Annotated in this window: 28 protein-coding genes; 21 read left to right on the top strand and 7 right to left on the bottom strand. The window is 68.7% G+C overall.

Annotated elements, in window-relative coordinates; genetic code table 11:
* Nucleotides 1-93: 93 nt before the first annotated feature.
* The 3 genes from R8F63_15985 to R8F63_15975 are packed head-to-tail and all read left to right on the top strand — an operon-like array spanning nucleotide 94 to nucleotide 1,927.
* Nucleotides 94-915, top strand: coding sequence for a PIG-L family deacetylase (locus R8F63_15985; protein ID MDW3220112.1), 822 nt, complete (start codon nucleotides 94-96; stop codon nucleotides 913-915).
* Complete coding sequence (locus R8F63_15980) at nucleotides 912-1,619, top strand: AzlC family ABC transporter permease (GenBank protein ID MDW3220111.1); 708 nt, start codon at nucleotides 912-914, stop codon at nucleotides 1,617-1,619. The genes R8F63_15985 and R8F63_15980 overlap by 4 nt, the downstream gene beginning before the upstream one ends.
* Nucleotides 1,616-1,927 carry an AzlD domain-containing protein gene (locus R8F63_15975; GenBank protein MDW3220110.1) on the top strand — a complete coding sequence of 104 codons (312 nt, stop codon included), beginning with the start codon at nucleotides 1,616-1,618 and terminating at the stop codon, nucleotides 1,925-1,927. The genes R8F63_15980 and R8F63_15975 overlap by 4 nt, the downstream gene beginning before the upstream one ends.
* Here R8F63_15975 and R8F63_15970 read toward each other — a convergent pair.
* Nucleotides 1,900-2,394, bottom strand: a complete 495-nt coding sequence (locus tag R8F63_15970; GenBank protein ID MDW3220109.1) for a GNAT family N-acetyltransferase — start codon at nucleotides 2,392-2,394, stop codon at nucleotides 1,900-1,902. The two genes, R8F63_15975 and R8F63_15970, sit on opposite strands and share 28 nt — an antisense overlap.
* A gap of 155 nt (nucleotides 2,395-2,549) precedes the next feature.
* On the opposite strand from R8F63_15970, the gene R8F63_15965 reads away from it, so the two are divergent.
* From R8F63_15965 to R8F63_15900, 14 genes are read left to right on the top strand one after another with little or no spacing between them, the layout of a single operon-like run.
* A complete protein-coding gene (locus R8F63_15965) occupies nucleotides 2,550-2,915 on the top strand; it encodes an NADH-quinone oxidoreductase subunit A (GenBank protein MDW3220108.1) in 366 nt (121 codons plus the stop codon).
* On the top strand, nucleotides 2,915-3,415 hold the full coding sequence (locus R8F63_15960; GenBank protein ID MDW3220107.1) for an NADH-quinone oxidoreductase subunit B family protein: 501 nt from the start codon (nucleotides 2,915-2,917) through the stop codon (nucleotides 3,413-3,415). Before R8F63_15965 ends, R8F63_15960 begins: the two co-directional genes overlap by 1 nt.
* A complete protein-coding gene (locus tag R8F63_15955; GenBank protein ID MDW3220106.1) occupies nucleotides 3,402-4,115 on the top strand; it encodes an NADH-quinone oxidoreductase subunit C in 714 nt (237 codons plus the stop codon). Before R8F63_15960 ends, R8F63_15955 begins: the two co-directional genes overlap by 14 nt.
* Nucleotides 4,112-5,284, top strand: coding sequence for an NADH-quinone oxidoreductase subunit D 1 (locus R8F63_15950; protein MDW3220105.1), 1,173 nt, complete (start codon nucleotides 4,112-4,114; stop codon nucleotides 5,282-5,284). Before R8F63_15955 ends, R8F63_15950 begins: the two co-directional genes overlap by 4 nt.
* Nucleotides 5,281-6,309 carry a complex I subunit 1 family protein gene (locus tag R8F63_15945; protein MDW3220104.1) on the top strand — a complete coding sequence of 343 codons (1,029 nt, stop codon included), beginning with the start codon at nucleotides 5,281-5,283 and terminating at the stop codon, nucleotides 6,307-6,309. The genes R8F63_15950 and R8F63_15945 overlap by 4 nt, the downstream gene beginning before the upstream one ends.
* Before the next feature lie 4 nt (nucleotides 6,310-6,313).
* On the top strand, nucleotides 6,314-6,853 hold the full coding sequence (locus tag R8F63_15940) for a 4Fe-4S binding protein (protein ID MDW3220103.1): 540 nt from the start codon (nucleotides 6,314-6,316) through the stop codon (nucleotides 6,851-6,853).
* Complete coding sequence (locus R8F63_15935; GenBank protein MDW3220102.1) at nucleotides 6,850-7,383, top strand: NADH-quinone oxidoreductase subunit J; 534 nt, start codon at nucleotides 6,850-6,852, stop codon at nucleotides 7,381-7,383. Before R8F63_15940 ends, R8F63_15935 begins: the two co-directional genes overlap by 4 nt.
* A gap of 10 nt (nucleotides 7,384-7,393) precedes the next feature.
* Nucleotides 7,394-7,693 carry an NADH-quinone oxidoreductase subunit NuoK gene (gene nuoK, locus R8F63_15930; GenBank protein ID MDW3220101.1) on the top strand — a complete coding sequence of 100 codons (300 nt, stop codon included), beginning with the start codon at nucleotides 7,394-7,396 and terminating at the stop codon, nucleotides 7,691-7,693.
* Nucleotides 7,694-7,697: 4 nt separating this feature from the next.
* A complete protein-coding gene (locus R8F63_15925) occupies nucleotides 7,698-10,094 on the top strand; it encodes an NADH-quinone oxidoreductase subunit L (protein MDW3220100.1) in 2,397 nt (798 codons plus the stop codon).
* A 27-nt stretch (nucleotides 10,095-10,121) separates the two neighbouring features.
* Nucleotides 10,122-11,693: an NADH-quinone oxidoreductase subunit M gene (locus R8F63_15920; GenBank protein ID MDW3220099.1), complete on the top strand. Its 1,572-nt coding sequence runs from the start codon at nucleotides 10,122-10,124 to the stop codon at nucleotides 11,691-11,693.
* Nucleotides 11,693-13,186, top strand: a complete 1,494-nt coding sequence (locus R8F63_15915; GenBank protein ID MDW3220098.1) for an NADH-quinone oxidoreductase subunit N — start codon at nucleotides 11,693-11,695, stop codon at nucleotides 13,184-13,186. Before R8F63_15920 ends, R8F63_15915 begins: the two co-directional genes overlap by 1 nt.
* A gap of 7 nt (nucleotides 13,187-13,193) precedes the next feature.
* The gene (locus tag R8F63_15910; GenBank protein MDW3220097.1) at nucleotides 13,194-14,246 is read left to right on the top strand and encodes an SAM-dependent methyltransferase; all 1,053 of its coding nucleotides are present in this window, start codon (nucleotides 13,194-13,196) and stop codon (nucleotides 14,244-14,246) included.
* Between the two features lie 49 nt (nucleotides 14,247-14,295).
* A complete protein-coding gene (locus tag R8F63_15905; protein MDW3220096.1) occupies nucleotides 14,296-14,571 on the top strand; it encodes a hypothetical protein in 276 nt (91 codons plus the stop codon).
* A 35-nt stretch (nucleotides 14,572-14,606) separates the two neighbouring features.
* Nucleotides 14,607-15,224 carry a TetR family transcriptional regulator gene (locus R8F63_15900; protein ID MDW3220095.1) on the top strand — a complete coding sequence of 206 codons (618 nt, stop codon included), beginning with the start codon at nucleotides 14,607-14,609 and terminating at the stop codon, nucleotides 15,222-15,224.
* Nucleotides 15,225-15,250: 26 nt separating this feature from the next.
* Here the strand turns inward: R8F63_15900 and R8F63_15895 are convergent, their stop codons facing one another.
* Together R8F63_15895 and R8F63_15890 are read right to left on the bottom strand one after the other, a co-directional pair.
* Nucleotides 15,251-15,988, bottom strand: coding sequence for a PIG-L deacetylase family protein (locus R8F63_15895; GenBank protein ID MDW3220094.1), 738 nt, complete (start codon nucleotides 15,986-15,988; stop codon nucleotides 15,251-15,253).
* A gap of 20 nt (nucleotides 15,989-16,008) precedes the next feature.
* A complete protein-coding gene (locus tag R8F63_15890; GenBank protein ID MDW3220093.1) occupies nucleotides 16,009-16,797 on the bottom strand; it encodes an SDR family oxidoreductase in 789 nt (262 codons plus the stop codon).
* Between the two features lie 27 nt (nucleotides 16,798-16,824).
* Here R8F63_15890 and R8F63_15885 point away from each other — a divergent pair, with 27 nt between their 5' ends.
* Together R8F63_15885 and R8F63_15880 are read left to right on the top strand one after the other, a co-directional pair.
* A complete protein-coding gene (locus R8F63_15885) occupies nucleotides 16,825-17,628 on the top strand; it encodes an HDIG domain-containing protein (GenBank protein MDW3220092.1) in 804 nt (267 codons plus the stop codon).
* 47 nt (nucleotides 17,629-17,675) lie between these two features.
* A complete protein-coding gene (locus tag R8F63_15880; GenBank protein ID MDW3220091.1) occupies nucleotides 17,676-18,704 on the top strand; it encodes an aspartate-semialdehyde dehydrogenase in 1,029 nt (342 codons plus the stop codon).
* On the opposite strand, the gene R8F63_15875 is transcribed toward R8F63_15880, so the two are convergent.
* The 3 genes from R8F63_15875 to R8F63_15865 form a co-directional block, all read right to left on the bottom strand.
* Entirely contained in the window at nucleotides 18,705-18,956 is a 252-nt protein-coding gene (locus R8F63_15875) for a MazG nucleotide pyrophosphohydrolase domain-containing protein (GenBank protein ID MDW3220090.1), read from the bottom strand.
* A 502-nt stretch (nucleotides 18,957-19,458) separates the two neighbouring features.
* Nucleotides 19,459-19,659, bottom strand: a complete 201-nt coding sequence (locus tag R8F63_15870; protein MDW3220089.1) for a hypothetical protein — start codon at nucleotides 19,657-19,659, stop codon at nucleotides 19,459-19,461.
* Between the two features lie 36 nt (nucleotides 19,660-19,695).
* Complete coding sequence (locus R8F63_15865; GenBank protein ID MDW3220088.1) at nucleotides 19,696-20,874, bottom strand: hypothetical protein; 1,179 nt, start codon at nucleotides 20,872-20,874, stop codon at nucleotides 19,696-19,698.
* A 104-nt stretch (nucleotides 20,875-20,978) separates the two neighbouring features.
* On the opposite strand from R8F63_15865, the gene R8F63_15860 reads away from it, so the two are divergent.
* Nucleotides 20,979-21,626, top strand: a complete 648-nt coding sequence (locus R8F63_15860) for a nitroreductase family protein (GenBank protein ID MDW3220087.1) — start codon at nucleotides 20,979-20,981, stop codon at nucleotides 21,624-21,626.
* 4 nt (nucleotides 21,627-21,630) lie between these two features.
* On the opposite strand, the gene R8F63_15855 is transcribed toward R8F63_15860, so the two are convergent.
* On the bottom strand, nucleotides 21,631-22,140 hold the full coding sequence (locus R8F63_15855; protein ID MDW3220086.1) for a pyridoxamine 5'-phosphate oxidase family protein: 510 nt from the start codon (nucleotides 22,138-22,140) through the stop codon (nucleotides 21,631-21,633).
* Nucleotides 22,141-22,168: 28 nt separating this feature from the next.
* Here R8F63_15855 and R8F63_15850 point away from each other — a divergent pair, with 28 nt between their 5' ends.
* Entirely contained in the window at nucleotides 22,169-24,172 is a 2,004-nt protein-coding gene (locus tag R8F63_15850; GenBank protein ID MDW3220085.1) for a hydantoinase/oxoprolinase family protein, read from the top strand.
* Nucleotides 24,173-24,175 lie beyond the last annotated feature (3 nt).

The raw sequence follows: 24,175 nt of genomic DNA, 5'->3' as shown, positions 1-24,175 counted from the left end.
GAAGACCGTCTGGAGAACATCTGGAGATCCTGAAGATCAGATCTCCAGACCGTCTCCAAGACCTCTGACCTGCGATTTCGTACGAATGGAGGCATGCAGAACCCACATGCCCTTCCCACCCCCGACCTCGAGTGCCACATCCCTCAGCGGCTGCTCGGCGTCTGGGCCCACCCCGACGACGAGGCGTACCTGAGCGCCGGGCTCATGGCCGAGGTCGTCGCCCGGGGCGGCGCCGTGACGGTGCTCGCCCTGACCGACGGTGAGCTCGGTTTCGCGGCCGACGACGAACGCCCGCACGCGGGCCGATCGCGGTTGCGCCGCGCCGAGCTGCGCGAGGCGATGGCCACGATCGGTGTCACCGACGTCCGCTTCATGGGCGCGCCCGACGGGTCGCTCGAGCGGCTCGACACCGGCATCGTCGCCGACGAGATCGTCGCGGTGATGGCCGAGGTCCGTCCGGAGCTCACGGTGACCTTCGGGCCGGACGGGGTGACCGGCCACGGCGACCACGTCGCCTGTGGGCTGGCCACCACATCAGCCTGGCTCGACACCGGCATCGGTGAACTCCGCTTCGCCGCGAAGACGACCGAGTGGCTGGACGAGTGGCGTCCGTTCCACGACGCCGTGGGCGCGTGGATGACCGACGAGCCCACGGGCGCGTCGCCGGCGGATCTCGATCTGGTCCTCGACGTCCGAGGGGCGGCCCTCGCCACCAAGCGCGCGGTGCTGCGCTGCCACGCCAGCCAGACGGAGCCGCTGGCGGGCCTCATGGGTGAGTCCGACTATCTCCGCTGGATCGACCAGGAGGCCTTCCGGTCGCCGACTTCGCAGGAGTTGTTGCAGGCGGTCGTGTCGGCCGAGTGGGGGTCGCCGTGGACGCCCCGGACCTGCCGTCGGGGAGCGGTCGCGGCATGACCACGTCGACGACGGTTCGCGCCCTGCGGAGCGGCCCGATCGGTCAGGGCGCGCGTGACACCGTGCCGCTCGCCCTGCCGATCGTGCCGTTCGCGATGGCGGTCGGTGCCGCAACCGCGGACGCCGGCATCTCCTTCGCCGCCGGGTACCTCGGCGGGGCGATCCTCATGGCGGGAAGCGCCCACCTCGTGCTGACCGAGACCCTCGGTGATGGCGGCACACTGCTCGCGGCGGCCGGCGCCGCCGTCCTCGTCAGCGCTCGGTTCGCCCTGTACTCCGCGGGGCTGGCGCAGTGGTTCGCGGCCGGGTCACGGCGCCGGAGTCTCCTGCTCGCCTTCCCGCTCGTCGATCAGCAGTTCCTGCTCTGCCAACCGCGGTTCGCCGAGGAAGACGACGACGCCTGGCGGGTCCGCTACTACCTCGCGGTGACCGGCGTCCTCATCGCCGCCTATCTGGCGTCGCTGCCCATCGGCTACGTGCTCGGCGATCGTCTTCCCGACGGCGCTGGTCTACACCTCGCCGCGCCGCTGGCGTTCGCCGGGCTCCTCGGTCCGGCGATTCGGGCGCGCGCCGACGTGGTCGCCGCTCTGGTGGCCGCCGTCGCGGTCGTCTCCCTGGGCCCGCTGCTCGGAGCGCTGGCCCTCCCGACCGCGGCGGTCGCCGGACTCGCGGTCGGTAGCCGGTTCCTGGAGGTCGACGCATGAGCGCACTCCTCGTCTTTCTCGTCGCGGCGCTCGGTGTCTACGCGCTGCGGACCTCGATGATCGTGAGCGGTATCGGCGAGCGGCTCGACGCCGTGTGGACCGCTCGGCTGGGGCTGGTGTCGCCGGTCATGGTGACCTCGTTGGTCGCCTCATCGCTGTTCCTGGACGGCGGCGCACGCTGCGGGCCGGTCGGCGCCGAGGTGGTGGCCGTGCTCGCGGCCGCGTGGGCGGTTCGGCGCACCGGCACGCTGGCCGCCTCGTTCGCCGTCGGCTTTCCGACCTACTGGGCGCTGTCGGCGCTGACGTAGTGGTTCATCCACCCGTAGTGGTCGGAGAAGCCGACCGACTCGTAGAGGGGGCGTCCGTCCTCGGTCGTGAAGAGACTGAACCGGCGCACGCCCATCGCCTCGCACTCGGCCATGCAGGCGTCGACCAGGAGCCGCCCCACGCCTCGGGTGCGGTGATCCCGGTCGACGTGCATGTTCACGATGTAGGCATCGAGATGGCGCAGGTCCTCGGGCCGCGGTGGTGCATCGGAGACCACGGCGGAGACGATGCCGACACAGCCGCCGTCGGCCTCGGCCAGCCACGAAAGGAACGTGTGGCCGTGGGTTCGTTCGATGAACGCCCGGTTGGCGACGACGAAGTCAGCCGGCATCTCGTCGATCGTCCAACCCCGCGTGTCGCCGAAGAAGGCGATGCGACGGGCGACGACGAGTTCGAGATCGTCCGTCCCCGCTCGCCGGATCGTGATCGGCTCCGCCCCGTCGCTCATCAGCCGCGACCCTAGATCGCCGGCGTCGGAAATTCGCCCGAATCCCGATGAGAATTGCCGCCGGGCGGTAGGTTCTGGCGGCCGGGAACATGGTCGTTCAGACAATGTTCCCCGGCTTTGTTCTGCCCGAAACACGATCGCTAGGCTCTCCCTTCGTGTCGGATTTTCTCCGTAGTTACCTCACCGTCGGGATCTTCGGTCTCGTCGCCGTCGTTCTCGTTGCCGTCCTGCTCGGCATCGGGCGCATTCTGCGACCCTCGAATCCGACCGTGCAGAAGCTGGAGACCTACGAATCCGGCGTGGACCCGACCGGTGACATGTGGTCGCAGTCGAACATCCGCTACTACATCTTCGCCCTGCTCTTCGTCATGTTCGACGTCGAGGCCGTGTTCATCTTCCCCTGGGCCACCCGGCTCGAGGCCTACGAGCTCTTCGGTCTGATCGAAATGGCGATCTTCATCTACATCTTGCTGCTCGGGCTGCTCTACGCCTGGCGCAAGGGAATGCTCAGGTGGGTCTGATGGGTCTCGTCGAATCCGGGAAGATCCCGCAACCGCTCACCTCGCTGCTCAACATGAGCCGCAAGTACAGCCTCTGGGTGTATCAGTGGGGTCTCGCGTGTTGCGCGATCGAGATGGGCGCCGCGTTCGGCTCCGCTCGCTACGACGTGATGCGCCTCGGCGTGATCCCGCTGCCGGCGAGCCCCCGCCAGACCGACCTCGTGGTCGTGTCCGGCACCGTCACCGACAAGATGGCCCCGGCCGTGCGTCGTCTCTACGAGCAGATGCCGGAGCCGAAGTACGTGATCTCGATGGGGTCCTGCGCCAACTGCGGCGGGCCGTACTGGGACAGCTACTCCGTCACCAAGGGTGTCGACCAGATCATCCCCGTCGACGTCTACGTGCCGGGCTGCCCGCCCCGCCCCGAAGCACTGCTCGAGGGCATCGTGCTGCTCCAGGAACGCATCCAGAACGAGGACATGGCCGAGCGTTGGAAGGGTGAGGCAATTGTCGTCGAATGATGCCTCGACCGACGTCGAGGTCGTGGAAGAGGCAGCGGAGCCCGACACCGCTCGTGAAGCGGTCGTCGAGCAGCTCACGGCCGAACTCGGCGACGCGTTCGTCGCCAGCCACCTCGAGCCCGGGATCGATCTCACCGTCCGGGTGACGCCCGAGGCCTGGGGTGACACCGGCGCGTTCCTGCGAACCGGCATGGGCTTCGCCTACTTCAACTTCCTCAGCGCCATCGACTGGATGCCGTCGCCGTTCGGGCGCGACATGGACTCCCAGGTCGACCTCACGCTCGGGCACGACGAGAAGTCGGAGATCGACTCGACCATTGAGACCGGCACCACCGGGGGCGACACCCGGTTCCAGGTGTTCGCCCGCGTCAACGACATCGTCAACCATCTCGCCGTCACGGTGAAGGCCGATGTGCCCGACGACTCGCTCACCGTTCCCAGCTGGGTCGCCACCTACGGCGGGGCGAACTGGCACGAGCGCGAGGCATGGGAGATGTTCGGCATCTCGTTCGACGGGCATCCCGGCCTGCGCCACATCTACCTGCCCGGCGAGTTCGAGGGGAACCCGCTGCGCAAGGACTATCCGCTGCTGGCCCGCCGGGTGAAGCCGTGGCCCGGCATCGTCGACGTCGAGGCCATGCCCGGCGACGACGACGAGGACGACGCATCCACGTCCGCGGATGCCGGAGGTGAACCGTGACTGACATCTCCGATCGCCAGCAGCTGTCCTACATCGCGGCCCAGGCGGCCGACGCACGCGTGAACCTGGAGCTCGAGACCGAGGGCATGACCCTCAACATCGGTCCCCAGCACCCGGCCACCCACGGCACTCTGCGGATCGTCGCCAAGCTCGACGGCGAGCAGGTCATCGCCGCCGACCCGGTGATGGGCTACATGCACCGGGGCTACGAGAAGCTCTCCGAGGTACGCACCTACCCGCAGGTGACCACCCTCATCAACCGCATCGACTGGCTCGGCAGCTTCGCCAACGAGGTGCCGTTCATCCTCGCGGCCGAGCGGCTGATGGAGGTCGAGGCGCCGCCCCGGGCCCAGTGGATCCGCACGATTCTGTTCGAGATGAGCCGCATCGCCAACGTGGTGCTGTTTCTCGGCGACATGGCCGTGCAGGTCGGCGCCGTCACCCCGGTGTTCTTCGCCTTCCGCGACCGCGAGCACATCCTCAACCAGATCGAGGGAGCGACCGGCGGCCGCTTCCACCCGAACTTCGACCGCATCGGCGGACTCAAGGACGACCTGCCGGCCGGCTGGGTCGCCGAGACCAAGCAGGTCATGAAGAAGATGCGGGCCTTCTGTGACGAGATCGAGACCCTCGTCATGGGCAACGAGATCTTCCAGGCCCGCACCCGCGGCATCGGGGTGATCCCGGCCGACGTCGGGCTCAGCTACGGCCTGTCCGGCGCGAATATCCGTGGATCCGGCGTGGACTGGGACGTCCGCCGCGACAACCCCTGCGGCCTCGCCTACGACCAGGTCGACTGGAAGGTGTGGACCCACCCCGACGGTGACTCGTTCAGCCGCTTCTGGGTCCGTCTCCAGGAAACCCGCGAAGCCACGAAGATCGTCGACCAACTGCTCGACGGGATCCCCGCCGGCCCGATCATGGCCAAGGTGCCCCGCATCATCAAGGTCCCCGCCGGCGAGGCCTTCGTCGAGACCGAGAACCCGCTCGGCGTGATGGGCTACTACGTCGTTTCGAAGGGTGATCTCGTCCCGTACCGGGTCAAGATCCGCTCGGCGTCGTTCAACAACATGTCGATCACCCCGTGGCTGCTCAAGGGTGTCTACGTGCCCGACATCATCACGATCCTCGGGTCGCTCTACTTCATCCTCGGGGACATCGACCGGTGAGCCTGCTCGCAGAACTGTCCTACTGGCAGCAGACCAGTATCCGCGTCGGTGCCGGGCTCGTCGCGGTCATCCTCGTCGCGGGCACGCTCGTGATGCTCCATCTCTTCAAGCTCGTCTCGTTCATGCAGAGCCGGCTCGGTCCGATGGAAGCCGGCCCGTTCGGCTCGCTGCAGCTGCTCGCCGAGGTCGGCAAGCACCTCCAGAAGGAGGACATCGTTCCCCGCAAGGCCGACAAGGTCGTCTTCGCCGCCGCGCCCTTCGTGGTGCTCGCCTCGACCTTCCTGCTCGTGGTCGTCCTGCCGGGCGGCCCGGACGCCTGGTTCATCCAGAACGACCTCGGCATCTATCTGGCGATGGCCGTCTCGTCCGTCTCGGTCATCGGCATCCTCATGGCCGGTTGGGGCTCGGCCAACAAGTACTCCCTGCTCGGCGGCCTGCGCGCCACCGGTCAGCTGATCGCCTACGAGCTGCCGCTGATCCTCGCCGTCGTCGGCGTGGTCATCCAGGCCGGCACCATGAACCTCCAGGGCATCGTTTACCAGCAGGCCAACGGCGAGATCTTCGGCTGGGACGGCCTCGGCAACCCCTACATCCTCACCCAGTTCGTCGCCTTCTTCTTGTTCCTCACGGCGATGCAGGCCGAGCTCACCCAGACGCCCTTCGACATGCCGATCGCCGAATCGGAGCTCGTGTCGGGCTACATGACCGAGTACTCGGGCATGCGCTTCCTGCTCTTCTTCATCGCCGAGTTCGCGACGGCCGGCGTTTTCTCGGCGATCGCGGCCGTGCTCTTCCTCGGCGGTTGGTACGTCCCGGGCATCGACCCGGACGACAACATCATGAACGTCCTCGGCCCGCTCGTGATGTTCGTGAAGGTCATCGGCCTCACATTCGTCGTGTTCTGGGTGCGCTTCACCTTCCCTCGTTTCCGCGAGGACCAGCTCCAGCGGATCGCCTGGAAGTTCCTCATCCCCCTCGCGCTGCTCAACATCGTCGTCACGGCGATCTTCAAGGTCTGGATCTGATCACATGGGCTTGGTACCAGGACTCATCAAGGGCCTCGGCGTCACCGGCGGCACCATGCTGCGGACGATCTTCCCCGACGGCATCAAGAAGCCGATCCCGAACCCGGTCAAGGGTGCGGCCACGGTGCAGTACCCCCACGAGAAGGAAGCGCCGCCCACCCGGGCCCGCGGTGTCATCGCGCTCCACGAGGAGAACTGCACCTCGTGCATGCTGTGCGCGCGTGAGTGCCCGGACTGGTGCATCTACATCGAGGGGCACAAGGAGAAGGCGCCGCCCCGTCGTGCCGGCGGCAAGCCCCGTCAGCGCAACAAGCTCGACCGCTTCGACATCGACTTCGCGCTGTGCATGTACTGCGGCATCTGTGTCGAGGTCTGCCCGTTCGAAGCCCTGTTCTGGAGCCCGGAGTTCGAGTACTCCGAGCCCCGGATCGCCGATCTGCTCCACGACAAGTCCCGTCTGTCGGAGTGGATGGAGACGGTGCCCGAATTCGAGGACTACGAGGCCGGGTCCGAACAGAAGAAGCTGAAGGTACCCCCCACATGATCGGGAGCCTTCTTGCTGCGGAGTTCACCGACACCGAGAAGTGGGTCGTCAACTCCTTCTGGGGCGTCATCGCGGCGGTGATGATCGTCGCCGCGCTGCGCGTCGTCACCACGAAGAACGTCGTCCACGCCGCCCTGTGGCTCGTGGTCGTGCTCGCCGGCGTCGCCACCCAGTTCATCTTCCTCGGCTCCGAGTTCGTCGCCGTCACCCAGGTGCTGGTCTACATCGGTGCGGTGGTCGTGTTGTTCCTCTTCGGTGTGATGCTCACGCGGGCGTCCATGGGTGACGACGAATCGGTCGCCCAGGAGAAGCGGACGATGGCCGCGCTCGTGGGCGTGCTGCTCGCCGTCGTCATGGCGGTCGCTCTCGTCGACACCTACGGCGACGACGAACTGGTCATCGACGCACCCCAGGGCGTCGCCGAGGTCAGCGACTCGATCTTCTCCCAGTACATCATCCCGTTCGAAGCCGTCTCGGTGCTGCTCCTCGCGGCGCTGATCGGCGCGATCGTCGTGGCGAGAAAGGACTGAGGGGCCTCCCATGCTGCTGAACCAGTTCCTCCTCCTCGCCGCCGCCCTCTTCTGCATCGGCGTCTACGGCGTGCTCGTCCGCAAGAACGGCATGCTCGTGCTGATGTCCGTCGAACTCATCCTCAACGCCGTGAACATCAACCTCGTCGCCTTCGGTGCGCTCACCGACGACGTCGGGGGCGAGGTGTTCGCCCTCTTCACGATCGCCGTGGCCGCCGCCGAGGTGGGGGTCGGCCTCGCCATCGTCCTGCTCATGTACCGCAACCGCCGAAGCATCGACCTCTCCGAGGCCGATCTCATGAAGGGCTGACAGCATGAACGCACTGCTCGCTGCCGCCCTGCCCGTGTTCACCGAGGGACCGTCCGAGGTCTCGTCGGTCACGCGCGAGGCCAACTGGTTCCTCGAGAACGCCTTCATCATCCCGCTGCTGCCGGCGATCTCGTTCCTGCTCATACTGTTCTTCGGCAAGCGGATGCCCAAGAAGGGCGCCGAGTTCGGCATCGCCGCGGTGGGGCTCGCCTTCGTGTTGGCGCTCATCACCGGTGCGGCCTGGCTCGACCATCGCGACAACTTCGACGGCCCGCTCGCCGAGTCGCCGGCGACCGGCATCGAGCCGGCGCACGACGATCACGCCGAAGACGAGGGCCACGAGGACGAGGGTCACGAGGACGAGGGCGACGACGAGCACGCCATCGGTGTGGTCACCGACGACGGCTCGACCTCCGCCGACGCGGTCGCCCTTGCCGTGGAAGCCGAGGGCGACGGTCACGGCGAGGAGGGCCACGCCTACGTCGCCGTCCAGAACTCCACCCAGTGGTTGCAGTCCGGCGGTATCGAGTTCAGCGCCGGAACCCTCGTCGACGGCCTGTCCGTGATGATGCTCTTCGTCGTCACCCTGATCTCGCTCCTGGTCCACGTCTACTCGACCGACTACGTCAGCGGCGACCGGCGCTACACCCACTTCTTCGCCTTCCTGTCGCTGTTCACGGCGTCGATGCTGTTCTTCGTCCTCAGCGACAACATCCTCCAGATGATCGTGGGCTGGGAGCTCGTGGGCGTGTGTTCGTTCGCGCTGATCGGCCACTGGTGGGAGGAGAAGCCGAACAGCGACGCCGCGCTGAAGGCGTTCCTCACCAACCGCGTGGGCGACGTCGGCCTGCTCGTCGGCATGATCACGCTGTTCTTCGCGGCCGGTGGCGGTCAGACGTTCGACACGCTCTCGATCACCAACACGATCAACCAGGGCGGCGTGAGCCACACGGCGCTCGTCGTCGCCGCGGCCGCACTGATGGCCGCGGTCATGTCGAAGTCGGGTCAGTTCATCCTCCACACCTGGCTGCCCGACGCCATGGCCGGCCCCACCCCGGTCTCCGCGCTCATCCACGCCGCGACCATGGTCGTCGCCGGCATCTTCATGGTCGCCCGGCTCTACCCGGTCTTCTGGGAAGGCATGCAGATCCCGGGTTCGAGCATCAATCTGCTCGCCACGGTCGGTGCGGTCACCCTCGTCGGCGCCGGCCTCCTCGCCTTCGTCCAGACGGACATCAAGAAGGTGCTGGCCTACTCGACGGTCTCACAGCTCGGCTACATGGCGATGGCGCTCGGCGTCGGTGCCTGGACCGCCGCCGTCTTCCACCTGTTCACCCACGCGTTCTTCAAGGCGAACCTGTTCCTCGGCTCGGGCTCGGTCGCCCACGCGGTCCACAGCTTCGACATGAAGAAGGACATGGGCGGTATGCGCAAGTTCATGCCGCAGACCTACAAGACGTTCATCATCGGCTCCGTCGCGCTCGCCGGCGTGTTCCCGCTCGCCGGCTTCTGGTCGAAGGACGAGATCCTCGTCGGCACCGGCGGCTGGGGCATCTTCGGCGGCACGGGTGGGCCGGGGAGCTACACGTTCCACCTGACCATGGGCATGATCGGCGCCGCGCTGACGGCGGCCTACATGACCCGCTGCATCTACCTCACCTTCCACGGCGAGTTCCGCGGCGACACCCACGGCCACGGCGACCCGCACGAATCGGGTCCCCGCATCCTCTACCCGCTCTACATCCTCTCGGGCTTCTCGATCGTCATCGGATTCGTCAACTTCCCGCCCGGCTTCCAACTGGTGCCCGAGTCCTGGCAGGAGCGCTTCCTGCACTTCGTGGAGCCGGCCGGGGCGTCCTACTTCCCGGCCGTGGGCCACGGCACGCCGAGCTGGTCGCTCGCGATCATCTCCAGCCTCATCGCCTTCGCCGGGGCCGGCCTGGCCTTCTGGTACTACTTCGTGAAGGTCGACGGCCTCGCGAAGTCCACCGGCCAGAAGCTCACCGAGTTGCCGAACGGTCTCGTCACCACGAACAAGTGGGCCCGGGCCGGCCACCGGGTGCTCGTCGAGAAGTACTACCTCGACCACCTCTACACCGGCATCATCGCCGGGGCCACGAAGGGTCCGATCGCCCGGGCGGCGAACTGGACCAACACCCACCTCATCGACGGCGTGGTCAACACCGCCGGCGAGACCGCGGTGCGCACCGGACGCCAGGTCTACGACAAGATCGACCAGGGCCTCATCGACGGCTTCATCAACGGCTCGGGCCGGGTCTCCGACGTCACCGGTCAAGAACTCCGCCGCATCAACTCCGGCAAGGTCCAGAACTACGCCGCCATCCTCTTCGCCGGCGCGGCCATCCTCGCCGGCGCCTTCATCGTCATCCTCGCCCTCTAGGTATCTCCTCTCTAGGAAACATGTCTCATGGAAACCATCGCTGATCTCGACTGGCTCCTCACCGCCCTCGTGTTCGCGCCGCTCGCCGGTGCGCTCGTCATGGCGTTGTTCCCGCAGGATGAGGAGGAGCTCCACAAGCGTCTGGCGTTGCTGACGTCACTCGTCACGCTGGGCCTCGGCGTCTTCTTGTTCGTGGAGTTCGACTACGACAACGCCGGCGCGCTCCAGCAGTTCGTCGACTGGGACTGGATCGAGGTCATCGGCGCCGGCTACACGATGGGCGTCGACGGCATGTCGCTCCCGCTCGTCGGTCTCACCGTGCTGGTGATGCCGCTGGTGTTCATCTACTCGTGGGACCACATCCCGAAGCCGGGCAACGCCAAGGCGTTCCTGATGCTCATGCTCATCCTCGAGACGGGCATGATCGGCACCTTCGTGGCGCAGGACCTGATCCTGTTCTTCGTCTTCTTCGAGGTCGTCCTGCTCCCGATGTTCTTCATGATCGCGGTCTGGGGCGGCGAGGATCGCCGCTACGCCTCGCTGAAGTTCTTCCTCTACACGCTCTTCGGTTCGGCGCTCATGCTGCTGTCGTTCCTGGCGCTGTTCTTCCTGACCACCGACCCGGCGACGGGCGAGCACACGTTCAACATGCTGGTGCTGTCGGAGAGCGCCGGTGACGGGATCGTCCGGTCGACGCAGCTGATCATCTTCGGCGGCATGTTCATCGGCTTCGGCGTGAAGGTGCCGATGTTCCCGTTCCACACCTGGCTGCCGGACGCCCATACCCAGGCGCCAACCCAGGGCTCGGTCATCCTGGCCGCCGTGCTGCTGAAGCTCGGTACCTACGGCTTCATCCGCATCGCCATCCCGATGCTCCCCGAAGCCGCCGAGGCGTGGGCTCCCTGGATCGGTCTCCTCGCCGTCATCGGCATCATCTACGGCGCCCTCGGCTGTCTGGCCCAGACCGACATGAAGCGCCTGATCGCCTTCTCGTCGGTGGCCCACATGGGCTTCGTGATGCTCGGCATCGCCACCCTGACCGACTTCGGCATCAACGCGGCCATCTTCGGCATGGTCGCCCACGGTCTCATCACCGGCATGCTCTTCTTCATCGCCGGGTCGGTGAAGGAGCGCTACCACACCCTCGAGATCAACCGCCTCGGCGGCATGCTCGTGCAGGCACCCAAGCTCGGGTGGATCCTCGGCTTCTGCGCCATGGCCTCCCTCGGCCTGCCCGGCCTGGCCGGCTTCTGGGGCGAGTTCCCGGCGATCCTCTCGGCCTACAACCCGGCCGCCGGCATCCCCGAGGAGACCTTCCGCGGCTACATGGTCGTCGCGGCCATCGGCACCGTGCTCGCCGCCGGCTACCTCCTGTGGCTGCTCCAGCGCACCGCCATGGGCGAGCCGTCGGAGGAGTTCGCCGACGATCCCGAGATCACCGACGTGTCCACCATCGAGTGGATCGCGTGGACGCCGTTCCTGGTCCTCATCCTGCTCTTCGGCGTCGCTCCCGGCCTGATCTTCGAGATCACCGACCCGGCGGTCGTCGAGTCCCTCAACAACTGCATCCAGACCGGATGTGAGGTCGTGGGCGGCTGATGTCTGCCCTTCTCGCCGCCTCGGACTTCGTCCGCCCGCCGATCGACTGGCATGCGGCCGCGCCCGAACTCACCCTGCTCGCGTTCGGCGCCCTGCTGACCATGATGGACATCGGCTGGCTGGAGCGGGGGCGCAAGGCCGCGTCGGTTCTCGCCTCGCTGGCCCTGCTGGCGACGATGATCCCGATCATCACACTCGCCGTCGACGGCGCCGATCGCACGATGTTCGGCGGCGCCTTCGTCGTCGACAACTACAGCCTCATCATGAAGGCCATGTTCGTGCTGGCCGGCTATGTGGTCGTGCTGCTCTCCACGAACTACATCGCCGAGGGCGACTACTGGGAGAACGAGTACTACGGGCTCCTGCTGAGCTCGATCCTCGGCATGGTGCTCATGGCATCGGCGCGCGACCTGATCACGATCTTCGTCGCCCTCGAGCTGCTGTCGATTCCCGCCTACATGCTCGCCACGTGGCGCAAGCGGGATCTCAAGAGCAACGAAGCCGGCATGAAGTACTACCTCATGGGTGTCTTCGCCTCCGCCGTGATGCTCTACGGCATGTCACTGCTCTACGGCTCGTCGGGCTCGACCCTGCTCGCCGACATCAATGTCGCGTTGTCGGCCGCCGGTGACCCGTCGTCGGTCGTGGTGCTCGGCATCGTGTTCGTGACGGTCGGCTTCGCCTTCAAGGTGTCGGCCTTCCCGTTCCACACCTGGGCGCCCGACACCTACGAGGGCGCGCCGACCCCCATCACCGCGTTCCTCTCGGTCGCGTCCAAGGCGGCCGGCTTCGTGGCGTTGATGAACATCGTGTTCGTCGGTCTGCTCGGGCGCGATGACGTCGTCGAACCGCTGATGTGGGTGCTCGCCGCGGCCTCGATGACCGTCGGAAACCTCGTCGCCCTCCGCCAGACCAACATCGTCCGCATGCTCGCCTACTCGGGCGTCGCCCAGGCCGGGTACATGCTCGCGCCGCTCGCCGTCTACGGCGATGTGCCCGAGACGGCGCTCGGCGCCGTGGTCACCTATCTCGTGATCTACGCGGCGATGAACCTCGGCGCCTTCGCGGTCGTCATGGCGGTCGCCCGCAAGACGCGCTCCGCCGAGATCAGCGACTACCGGGGTCTGTTCAACTACGCGCCCGGTCTCACCGTGGCCATGACGATCTTCCTCTTCTCCCTCGCCGGGATCCCGCCGCTCGGTGGCTGGTTCGCCAAGTTCCGTGTGATCGAGGCGCTCATCGATGCCAACAACACCTCCGGTGTCGTGCTCGGCGTCGTCGTCGCCGTCAACTCCGTGATCGCCCTCTACTACTACGCCCGCATCGGACTCGCCATGTGGGGCGAAGAGGCGCCGGACGATGATCTGAGCAGGGTCGACGTGCCGGTCTCGTTGGTCGCCGCGATCGGTATCACCGCGATCGTGACGATCGCCTTCGGTCTCGGCTTCGTCGTCGGTGACTTCACCGACGTCAGCCTCGTCGCCGGCGGCTGATCCGCCCATGCCGGCCGAGTCGCTCGCCGACCGGCTCGATCGTGAGATTGCCAGGTCGGGGCCGATGCCCGTCGCCGCGTTCGTGGAAGCGGCGCTGTACGACGAGGACGCCGGCTTCTACGCAACGGGGGGCCGGGCCGGTCGGCGTGGCGACTTCCTGACGGCCCCCGAGGTCGGACCACTGTTCGGCGCGGTGGTGGCCCGCGCCATCGACGCCTGGTGGGCCGCCGCCGGTCGTCCGCCGTCGTTCGTGGTGGAGGAGTGGGGGGCCGGACCCGGCACGCTCGCCCGCGCCGTCGTGGCGGCGGCACCGGAGGTGCTGGCCTCCGGCGCGCTGCGGTGGGTCGCCGTCGAGCGCGCCGTCGCCCAACGGGCGTTGCACCCGGAGCATCCCCAGCTCGCCTCGGTCGCGCCCGGGAACGTGACGGACCCGGTCGATGTGATCCTCGCCAACGAACTGCTCGACAACCTCGCGTTCGACATCGCCGAGCGCACCTCCACCGGGTGGCGCTCGGTCCGCATCGGCGCGCGGGATGCGTCCGGGCGGTTCACCGAACGGCTCGGCGAAATCCTCGACGGTGTCGAGGCGCTCGCGGTCGCGGCGGCGGTGCCGGTCGGTGGGCGGATCCCGGTCCAGACCGAAGCCCGGCGCTGGGTCGAGCGGTCGGCCGCCCGGGCCGGTCGCGTCGTCGTACTCGACTACGGGGCCGACACCGTCGAGCTCGCCGCCCGCGGCGACGGCTGGCTACGGACCCACCACGGCCACGAGGGGGGTTCCGACTGGCTCGCCGACCCCGGAACGTGCGACATCACGGCCGACGTGGCGTTCGACCAGCTGCCCGCGCCCACCGACCGGCGCACGCAGGCGGCCTGGCTGGCGGTGCATGGCATCGACACCCTCGTTGACGAGGGTCGGCGCATCTGGGAGGCGTCCGCGGCGGTCGGCGACCTCGCCGCGCTGAAGGCCCGCAGCCGTGTCCGCGAGGCGGAGGCGCTCACGGATCCGGCTGGCATGGGTGGATTCGAGGTCCTCGAGTGGATCGACTCGACCGGCAAATGAGTCGACCGCCTCAGGTCGGGGTGCCCGCCGTGCGGTTTCCTGGGTGGCCGTGGCCTTCACCGACACCCAGGACGCCATCGGCGGCGACCACTCGTTGCACGTCGACCACTTCGGTCTGAGCATCGGCGCGGTCTCGGTCGGTCTGCCCACGAGCTGCACGGCCGATGACGTCTACCGCCGCTATCTCGACCTGCTGCGACTCCTCCGGAGAGGACCCGTGGCGCTGATCACGGCGCCGGCCGGTGACCTCGGGGCGCTCGCCGCCGCCACGGGTGCGGATGGCGCCTACGTCGCTCGCCGGCTCGCCGCCCTCCAGGCCGGCTGACCACGACCGCGGGCCCGGCGCGTAGTGTGGCTCCTGTGACCGTGACGGATCGCCCACCGCTCAGTCGTGAACGTGTCGCCGCAGCCGCGGTGGCGTTCATCGACGCGCACGGGCTCGACGCGCTCTCGATGCGCAAGCTCGGCGCCGAACTCGGTGTCGAGGCGATGTCGCTCTACAACCATGTGGCGAACAAGGCCGATCTTCTCGACGCCGTGTCGGACCGCCTCTACGCGGACGTGCTGGACGCCTACGGCGAACCGACCGGGGACTGGAAGGTCCACGCCCGGGCGTTGTCGCACGCCTACGTCGACGTCGCCGCCGCCCATCCCCGCGCCGTGCACCTCCTCATCCACCCGGCCGCCAATTCCGAGGCGGCCCGGCAGTTCGATCGCCGCATCGTCGAGGCCGCCCAGTTGATGACGGACGACGATCGGGTCGGCACGCTCGCGTTCGTCACCGTGGCCAGCTGGGTCATCGGCACGATCGTGAACGAACACGGCCTGGTGCCCGGGCCGCCCACGGACCCCGCCGACCGGGAGGACGACCAGCGCGAGATCCAGCGCGCCGCCGACGTCCTCTCGTCGGAGGAGAAGTTCGACGAGGGGCTCGAGGTCGTGCTGGCCGGGCTCGAAGCCCGCTACTTCCCGCGCTGACGCCCGTCGGTCGGGTCGCCGGCGCGCTACTCCGTGTGGACCAGCCGGAACGACTCGATGGCGCGCCCTTCGTGCCCGACGAGCGCGGCGTTGGCCTCGGCCCATTCGCGGATCATGCCCGGGAGCACCTCGGCCCGGTCGTCGTTCTGGGAGTGGTGGGCGAGCAGCGCCTCGATCTTGCGGTCGATCGCGTCGGTGATGTCCACATGGAGGTTCTGATCGGTGCCGGCCATCAGCCACAGGCGGGGCACGGCGTGGGGCTCGTGGCCCTCGGCGAGCAACTCGGGGAACGAATGGCCGTTGCGGGCGTCGGGATAGACGGCGCACACCGTCGCCTCGCCCGCCGCCAGATGGTCGGGGTGGGCGGCGTAGACCCGGTCGAGATTGCGCACGGGCGTCTGGGTGATCACCAGGTCCGGCTTCACGATCCGGATCAGCCGGGCGATCGCCTTGCGGAGCTCGAGGTCGGCGACGAGATGCCCGTCGGGGAAGTCCAGCCAGTGGAGTTCGGTGACGCCGACGACGGCCGCCGCCTCGGTCTGTTCCTTCTGGCGGATCTCGCGGAGCTCGTCGGGCGTCAGGTGGGCCGGTTCGCCGGCCTGCCCGCTGGTGACCAACCCGTAGACGACCTCGACGCCGTTGTCCGTCAGGGTGGCAACGGTGCCGGCCGCGCCGAAGTCGACGTCATCGGGGTGGGCCACGACCAGGAGGGCCTTGGTGGGGACGAAGTCGTCATCGGTGTGGATCAGGTCCGCGAGCGCCATCGGGGCAGCCTAGGGAACGATCAGACGTCGGGTATCCCCATGTCGAGGTTCGACCCGGTGATGCCGCCGTCGACGCCGAGGAACTGGCCGGTGGTGTAGGCCGACGCCGGACTCGCGAGGAACACGGCCGCCGCCGCGATCTCCTCGGGCTCGCCGAGCCGGCCGAGTGGCGTTGCGTCGTTCATCGCCTCTTCGAGCTCGGGGGTCTGGAGCACGATCTCGAGGGCGGAGGTCGCGATGGAGCCGGGGCAGACGGCGTTGACGCGGATCTTCGGGGCGAGGTCCTGGGCGAGGGCGCGAGTGAGGTGGATGAGCGCGGCCTTCGCCGTGCCGTAGGCGGCGAACCCGCGGCTCGCGAACAGTCCGGCGGTCGAGGCGATGTTGACGACACTCGCGCCCGGTCGCTCGATCATGTGGGGTACGGCGAGCTGCGTGAGGTTGAACGCGGTGGTCACGTTCCACCGCATCGCGCCGTCGAACGCCTTCTCCGTGGTGTCCATGAACGCGGTGGGCATCGAGCCGCCCACATTGTTGACGACGATGTCGATCCCACCGAAGGTGTCGACCGCGGTGTCGACGAGCGCGGCGAGCCCCTCCCGGGTCGACAGGTCGCCCGCCACGACCGCCGCGCCGCGGCCGTGGCCCTCGATCGTGGCGGCGACCTCGGCGAGCTGGGCCTCCGTTCGCGCCCCGATCACGACGTCCGCGCCGGCCTCCGCCATCAGTGTCGCGGTCGCCGCGCCGATACCGCGGCCGGCCCCCGTGACCACCGCAACCTTGCCATCGAGTCGGAATTGGTCCAGTCCCATGGGGCGCGACCGTAGACTTTCCCCGCTGTGGACACGACTTCGCCGACCGACGCCCCCGGGGCCGACGCCCTCTCCGCCATCCTGATGGCGGAGGACGTCTCCGGCGCGCTCTGGTCCGCGGTCGACAGCGGACGGATCGACGAACTCGTACCCGAACTCCCGGCGCTGCGCATGGAGCAGGATCCGATCCACCGGCACAAGGACGTGCTGTCGCACACGATCGCCGTCGTGGCCAAGACCCCGGACGATGTGATCGTGCGCCTCGCCGCGCTCTTCCACGACATCGCCAAGCCCCGCACCCGCAGCTTCGAGCACGGCGGCGTCACGTTCCGTCACCACGAGGTCGTCGGTTCGCGCATGACCCGCAAGCGGATGGAAGCGCTCGGCTACGACGACGCGACGGTGGACGCCGTCAGTGAGCTCGTCCGGCTCAGCGGCCGTTTCAAGGGTTACGCCGACGGCTGGTCCGACAGCGCGGTGCGGCGCTACGCCCGCGACGCCGGTCCGCTGCTCGGGCGCCTGAACGCGCTCATCCGCAGCGACTGCACCACCCGCAACAAGCAGAAGGCGGCCGACCTCCAGTCGGCGATCGACGATCTCGAGAGGCGCATCGCCGAGCTGGCCGAGGAGGAGCGCCGGGCGGCCGAACGGCCCCAGATCGACGGGCAGGCCGTGATGGCGCATCTCGACACCGGCGGCGGTCGCCATGTCGGCGACGCCCTGGCGATGCTGCTCGAGGTGAAGCGGGCGGAGGGTGAGCTGTCCGATGACGAGCTCTACGCCCGCCTCGACGCGTGGTGGTCCGAGAACCGGGCAGGCTACGACCTCTGACCGAAACCCGCGGCCCGGCTCCCGACGCGGCCGGTAGCCTGATGGGTATGCAGGTAGGAATCGTTGGTGCCACCGGCCAGGTGGGCGGGGTCGTGCAGACCCTCCTCGCCGAGCGGAACTTCCCGGTCGACTCGCTGCGCCTTTTCGCCTCGGCCCGTTCGGCGGGCAGGACGATCGAGTGGCAGGGACGCGACATCGTCGTCGAGGACGCGGCCGAGGCCGACTTCACCGGTCTCGACATCGCGATCTTCTCCGCGGGAGCCACCACGAGCCGCGCCATCGCCGAGAAGGTCGCGGCCCAGGGCGCGATCGTCATCGACAACTCGTCGGCGTGGCGCATGCATCCCGAGGTGCCCCTCGTCGTCCCCGAGGCGAACGTCGACGCGCTCGACGACATCCCGAAGGGCATCATCGCCAATCCGAATTGCACGACGATGGCCGCGATCCCCGTGCTCAAGCCGCTCGACGTCGAAGCCGGTCTCGAAGCACTCGTGATCTCCACCTACCAGGCCGTGTCCGGTGCCGGGTTGAGTGGGGTGGACGAGCTGGACGAGCAGCTCCAGAAGGTCGGCGCCAATGGTCCGGCCCTCACCTTCGACGGGCGAGCCGTCGCCCTCGAGGCGGGGGAGAACTTCGTCGAGCCGATCGCATGCAACGTCCTGCCGATGGCCGGTGCGATCGTCGACGACGGTCTCCACGAGACCAGCGAGGAGCAGAAGCTGCGCGACGAGAACCGCAAGATCCTCGGTCTTCCCGATCTCGCGGTGTCCGGCACGTGCGTGCGGGTGCCGGTGTTCACCGGCCACTCGCTCTCGATCAACGCGCGGTTCGCCCGGCCGATCTCCCCCGAACAAGCGATCGAGGTGCTGCGCGACGCGCCCGGCGTCGTCGTCACCGACGTGCCCACGCCGCTCGAAGCGGCCGGCGCCGACCCCTCGTTCGTGGGCCGGTTCCGTGTCGACTCCACCGTCGAGAACGGCTTGTCGTTCTTCGTGTCGAGCGACAACCTCCGCAAGGGCGCCGCGCTCAACACCATCCAGATCGCCGAGGCGCTCGTGGCCCGGGGGATCGTCTGATCAGGGCGGGTTCTCGACGAAGCGCTGCATGGCGTCGTCGAGGCTGATGTCCATCTGGTTGGCGAGCGACGCCAGCCACGCCAACACATCGGCGAACTCGTGGACCTGCTCTTCGCGGGTGCCCTTGCGCACCGCCTGGGCCAGTTCGCCCAGCTCCTCGCAGAGCCAGGCGACCGTGGACGGTATGCCCCGCTCGGTGTCCGCCGCCCCGTAGAGCTCGTCCATCAACCGCTGTACCTCGGCGAGATCCATCCCGAGACCGTAGGCCCTGCGCCCCGGCCCCCGCGTGCTCTCCCACACGGGTGCGGGTGAGAACGGGGGCCGGGGTCGGTCAGCGCCGGCCGGGACGGGTCCAGCGCTGCGGCTGTCGCTTGGGAGCCGGGTGGGTCGGGCGACCGCGACGCTCCGGGGGGCGGGCGTGCGGGTTCGACCGCCGGTCCTGCAACAGCGCGAGGATGATGAGTCCATGCATGGTGAGGTTCCTTCGTGCGTGTCCGGGTTCGGGGACAGACGAACGGGCGGGCCCGATCCGGTGTGACCGCGCGGTCACGGGTGGATGCGGGGTGGCGTCGTCGCGGGAGGGGCTGCGGGTCAGCGCAGGCGGAGCACGCCGGCGATGAGGCAATTGACGAACGTCAGGTTCTTCATCGTGGTGCTCCTTCCCGTGACGAGCGGTCGATCACCGCTCCGTGCGAGCACCGTACGAAACGAGCGCGGGTCCGTCGAACGAATTAACGCGGGTTCGCCGGTTGGCTCAGCGCCCGGCGAAGAAGTGCCGGATGGGCGAGGGCTCGTTGCGGCCCACGTTCGTCGGCTCGCGGTCGGGATCCACGAACACCCGACAGTCACACCACATGCAGGCCTGGTTGCTGAAACCGTGGCAGTGCGAACCCTCGTGATGGCCGCACGAGCAGTGCCGCTCGGGTTCGAAGAGGGCGTCGATGAAACTGGACACCCGATTCCATCGGCGTCCTCCCGGACGATGTGAGGCTCAGGAAGCGTCGACCGTCACACCGTCGACGGTGAACTCGTCGAGCCCGATCGGGTCCTCGTCGATGCCGAAGACCCACCGGAAGAAGCCGGTGGTCGCCTGGTGGATCGCCGGCCAGACCTCGGTGACCGGGCGGTTCGGTTCCTCACAACCGTCCGTGGCGAGGCGTACCAGGCCGTCGGTGAGGAAGGCCTCCAGCCCGGCGGCGAGGGCGAGGTCGATCAACGTCGCGTTGCCGTCGCCGACCGCGCAGAGGTCGCTGAAGGCGAGGTGCCCGCTTTCGGCGAACTCCATGTACCAGCTCGGTGCGGGGGCGGCCTCGAATGCGTCCCGGGTGCGGTCGGGCGCGACGATCATGTCGATCTCGCCGGCCATGAAGAGCGACGGCACGTCCGGCATCGGCTCGTCCGAGAACCCGCCGGACGCATAGCTCACGTAGCCGTCGATGTCGCCGAGGGCGGTGACGGCGAGCGTCGTGCCGCCGCCGGCACTGTGGCCGCTCATGCCGACGCGCTCACCGTCGACATGGGCGCCGAGGATCTCGTCGGCGAGCACCAGCTCGCGCATGGCGAGGACGTCGTCCACCGAGCTCGGCGCGTCCTCCGGCCGGGCCAGCATCGTGGTGAGGGCCCGGGTCGGGTGGTCGGTCGACGCGACGACCATGCCCCACGACGCCAGGTGATGGGTGAGGTTGGTCGACTGGAAGCGGAAGCTCGTCGAGCCGTGGCTGAACATCACGAGCGGGAACGGTCCGTCCTCGGCCACCGACGCGTCGCGACCCGCGGCCACCGTCACCCGATCGTTGATCTCCTCGGGGACGAGCACCCGCATGGCCTCCGGGGTGAACGTGCGCACCGAGTAGGTGTCGGTCTGGCCCTCCGCATCCGGCCCGGCCGGGTACCAGATCTCCACCTCGTTGCCGGTCGGGAGCGTGCGGGTGGTGACGCCCACCGGATACGGCCCCGTGGCCGCGAGGTCGGCGCCGACGAGCTCGGGCGGAGCCTCGGTCGTCGTGGTCGTCGTCGTGGTCGTCGTCGTGGTCGATGTGGTCGTGGTCGATGGCGAAGTCGTGCTCGTCGTCGACGTGGTCGTGGTCGGCGCGTCGCCCTCCTCCGTCGCGTCGCCGCAGGCGATCGCGAAGGTGCTGAGGGCGAGACCGATGACGAGGAGGCGGCGCATGGGCCGGAACTCTAGAGCCGGGGGTCGACGGTCTCGCAATCTGCGGGAGGGTGTGGTCGACTCTGCGTCGGTGGTCCGCAGGCACGAGCGATGAGGAGTCGAGCATGGATGTGAGAGAAGCGCTGTACACGACCCGGGCGATGCGGCGGGTGAAGCCCGACCCGATCCCCGCCGACGTGCAGGCCCGCATCCTCGATGCCGCGATCCGCGCTCCCAGTGGGGGCAACGCCCAGGGCTGGCGGTTCCTGTTGATGGACGATCCGGACAGGATCGCCGAGGTCGGGGCGATCTACGCGGAGTGCATCGACATGCTGTGGGACACCGTCTACAAGGACAAGGTCGCCCACGCCCAGTCGTCCGACGACGCCGAGGCCCGCCAGTTCCGGGCGATCATGAACTCGGTCACCTGGGCGCAGGAGAACTTCGGGTCGTATCCGATGCTGCTGTTCGCGTTCGACCAGTTCGACACCACCGGTGGTTCCATCTTCCCGGCGGTCTGGAACGCGATGCTCCAGGCCCGCGCCGACGGGGTGGGTTCGTCGCTCACGAGCGTGCTCATGTTCAAGAACGACGAGACCCTCGACGTGCTCGGCGTGCCGAAGGAGGAGGGCTGGCGCATGGCGTGCTGCGTGCCGTTCGGGTACCCGCTCGGCAACTGGGGCGTCGCCAAGCGGAGCCCGGCCCACGAGGTGTCCTACAAGAACACGTGGGGCAACGCGATCGATCCCATCCCCGAGCCGCTCTGGCCCTGAGCGTTCAGTCCCAGTCCCACCGCGTGGCGCGGGGGCCGAAGTCCTCGGCGGTCTCGATGATCCCGAAGGCGCGGTCCGGCACGACCTCGTAGGCGGCGTTCTGGTGCATGAACCCGATCACGACGTCGACGTCTTCGAAGAACTGCTCCGCCGCGTACTTGGCCTGGTAGGGCACGCACATGGCGTCGACGGCGGCGCCGGTGATCCGCTCGGCCCGGCCCTCGAGCGACACGACGTTGACCGCGTCGTCGTTCGTGATGACGACCCGGTCGTTCGCCTCGAGGTTGCGGACCTTGCGGGCGTTCGGTGAACAGCTGAAGGCGAAACGGTCCCGTTCCGGGATCCAGACCCCCCAGACCGGCATCGAATGGGGACGCCCCGCGGCGCTCACGGTGACGAGCCAGAAGTTGCGCGATGCGGCCAGCCGGTCCTCCGCCCAGGACCAGGGCAGGGTGCCGTCGAGCTCGGTCGGGACGCCGTAGTCGGCCATGTCGGGGCGGGAGATGCGAGGCATGGAGGGATCGTAGGGGCAGACTGGGCCGATGTCCGAGGGTCGCACCGTGTTCGTGGGCGTCGACACCGGCGGCACCTACACCGACGCCGTGGTCTACGACGATCGGGCCGGGGTCGTCCTGGCGAAGGCGAAGGCGCCGACGACCCATGACGATCTCGCCGTCGGCATCCGGGAGGCGCTCGACGGCGCGCTCGCCGCCGCTGCCGTCGCGCCGGACACCATCGGGCTCGTCTCGCTCTCCACGACCCTCGCCACCAACGCCCTCGTCGAAGGCGTCGGTCGGCCTGCCTGCCTCGTCATGATCGGCTTCGAGGAGGAGGCGCTCGATCGGGGCGGCCTGCGCGACGTGATCGGTTCCGACGCGGTGATCTCCGTCGCCGGGGGCCACGGTCCCCACGGCACGGCGGTCGCCGACCTCGATGTCGACGCCCTCGTCGCCGGTCTCGACGCGCTCCCCGACGACGTCGAGGGGTTCGCGGTCACGGGCCAGTTCGGTGTGCGCAATCCCGAACACGAGCTCGCCGCCCGCGAGATCATCCGGGAACGCACCGGGCTGCCGGTGACGTGCAGCCACGAGCTCAGCGACGGCCTCAACGGGCCGAAGCGGTCCGTCACCGCCCTGCTCAACGCCAGGCTGATCGCCATGATCGACGAATTGGTGTCGACGACGACGGCGATCCTCACCGAACGCTCGATCGACGCGCCGATCATGGTCGTGCGGGGCAACGGCTCGCTCGTCTCCAGCGCCTTCGTGCGGGACCGGCCGGTCGAGACGATCCTCTCGGGGCCGGCGGCGAGCCTCGTCGGCGCCGCCCATCTCGCCGCGACGCCGGACGCGATCATCGCCGACATCGGGGGCACCACCACCGACATCGCCGTCCTGCGCGATGGCCTCCCCGAGTTCGGATCGCAGGGGGCGATCGTGGGCGGTCACCAGACGATGGTCGAGGCCGTGCTCATGCACACCCACGGCATCGGGGGCGACAGCGAGGTCGGACTCGCCGAGCGCGCCGTCGGCGCCGAGCTCACGATCGGGCCCCGCCGGCTCGTCCCGATCGTGCACACCGCGATGGTGGATGCCGACCTGGTCGAGCGCACCCTGGTGCGCCAGCGCAACGCGGACACGCCACCCACCGAGTGGTCCGGCATGTTCGTCGCCGCCGCCGGCCGGCTGCCGACGGCGCGGCTCGACCGCACCGAGCAGGCCGTCGCCGACGCGATCGAGGACGGTCCGGCACCCGCCGACGCGCTGGTCGACACGAGGCTGCAGGCCCGCGCCCTGCGTCGCCTCGTCACGCGCGGGCTCGTGCGCCTCAGCGGGTTCACGCCGACGGATGCGAGTCATGCGTTGGGCACCCAGACGACCCACGCTCCGGAGCTCGCGGTGATGGCAGCCGACCTCTTCGCGCAGCGCCGCGACCGCTACGGCAACCCGGTCGCCGCGGGGGCGGAGGCGCTCTCGGTCGCGGTCGTCGATGCCCTCACCCGGCAGTCCGCCGAAGCGCTCCTCCAGGCGGCGCTCGTCCGCGATGGCCTGTCGACCGACGCGGTCGGCTCCGCGCTCGTCGCCGCCGCGTTCGACGGTGCCGCGTCGACCGCACGCCTGGACGTCGGGCTCGCCGTCCCGCTCATCGGCCTCGGCGCACCGGCGGCCACCTACTACCCGGCGATCGGGGCGCTGCTCGGCGCCGCGGTCACCGTGCCCGAACACGCGGACGTCGCCAACGCCATCGGCGCGGTCGTCGGCAAGGTGCGCATCCGGCGCCGGATCACCGTCACCGCTCCTCGCCGCGGCATCTTCCGGGTGCACGGCCGCGGCGACATCGAGACGCTCTACGACCTGGAGGCGGCGCGGGATCGGGCCACCGCGGTCGGGGAGGAGATCGTGCGGGCCGAGATGGCGGCAGCCGGCGCGCCGGACTTCGAGGTGGAGACCCACTGGACGGAGAAGTCCGCCGACATCGACGGTCGGCCGATGTTCGTCGAGGGCGCGGCGACCGTGATCGGGAGCGGTCGACCGAAGCTCGACTGACCA

The organism is Acidimicrobiales bacterium, from assembly GCA_033344915.1.
GTDB lineage: Bacteria > Actinomycetota > Acidimicrobiia > Acidimicrobiales > Aldehydirespiratoraceae > JAJRXC01.
Note: the sequence above shows the minus strand (reverse complement) of the source record. Positions and strands in the feature narration are given on the sequence as shown.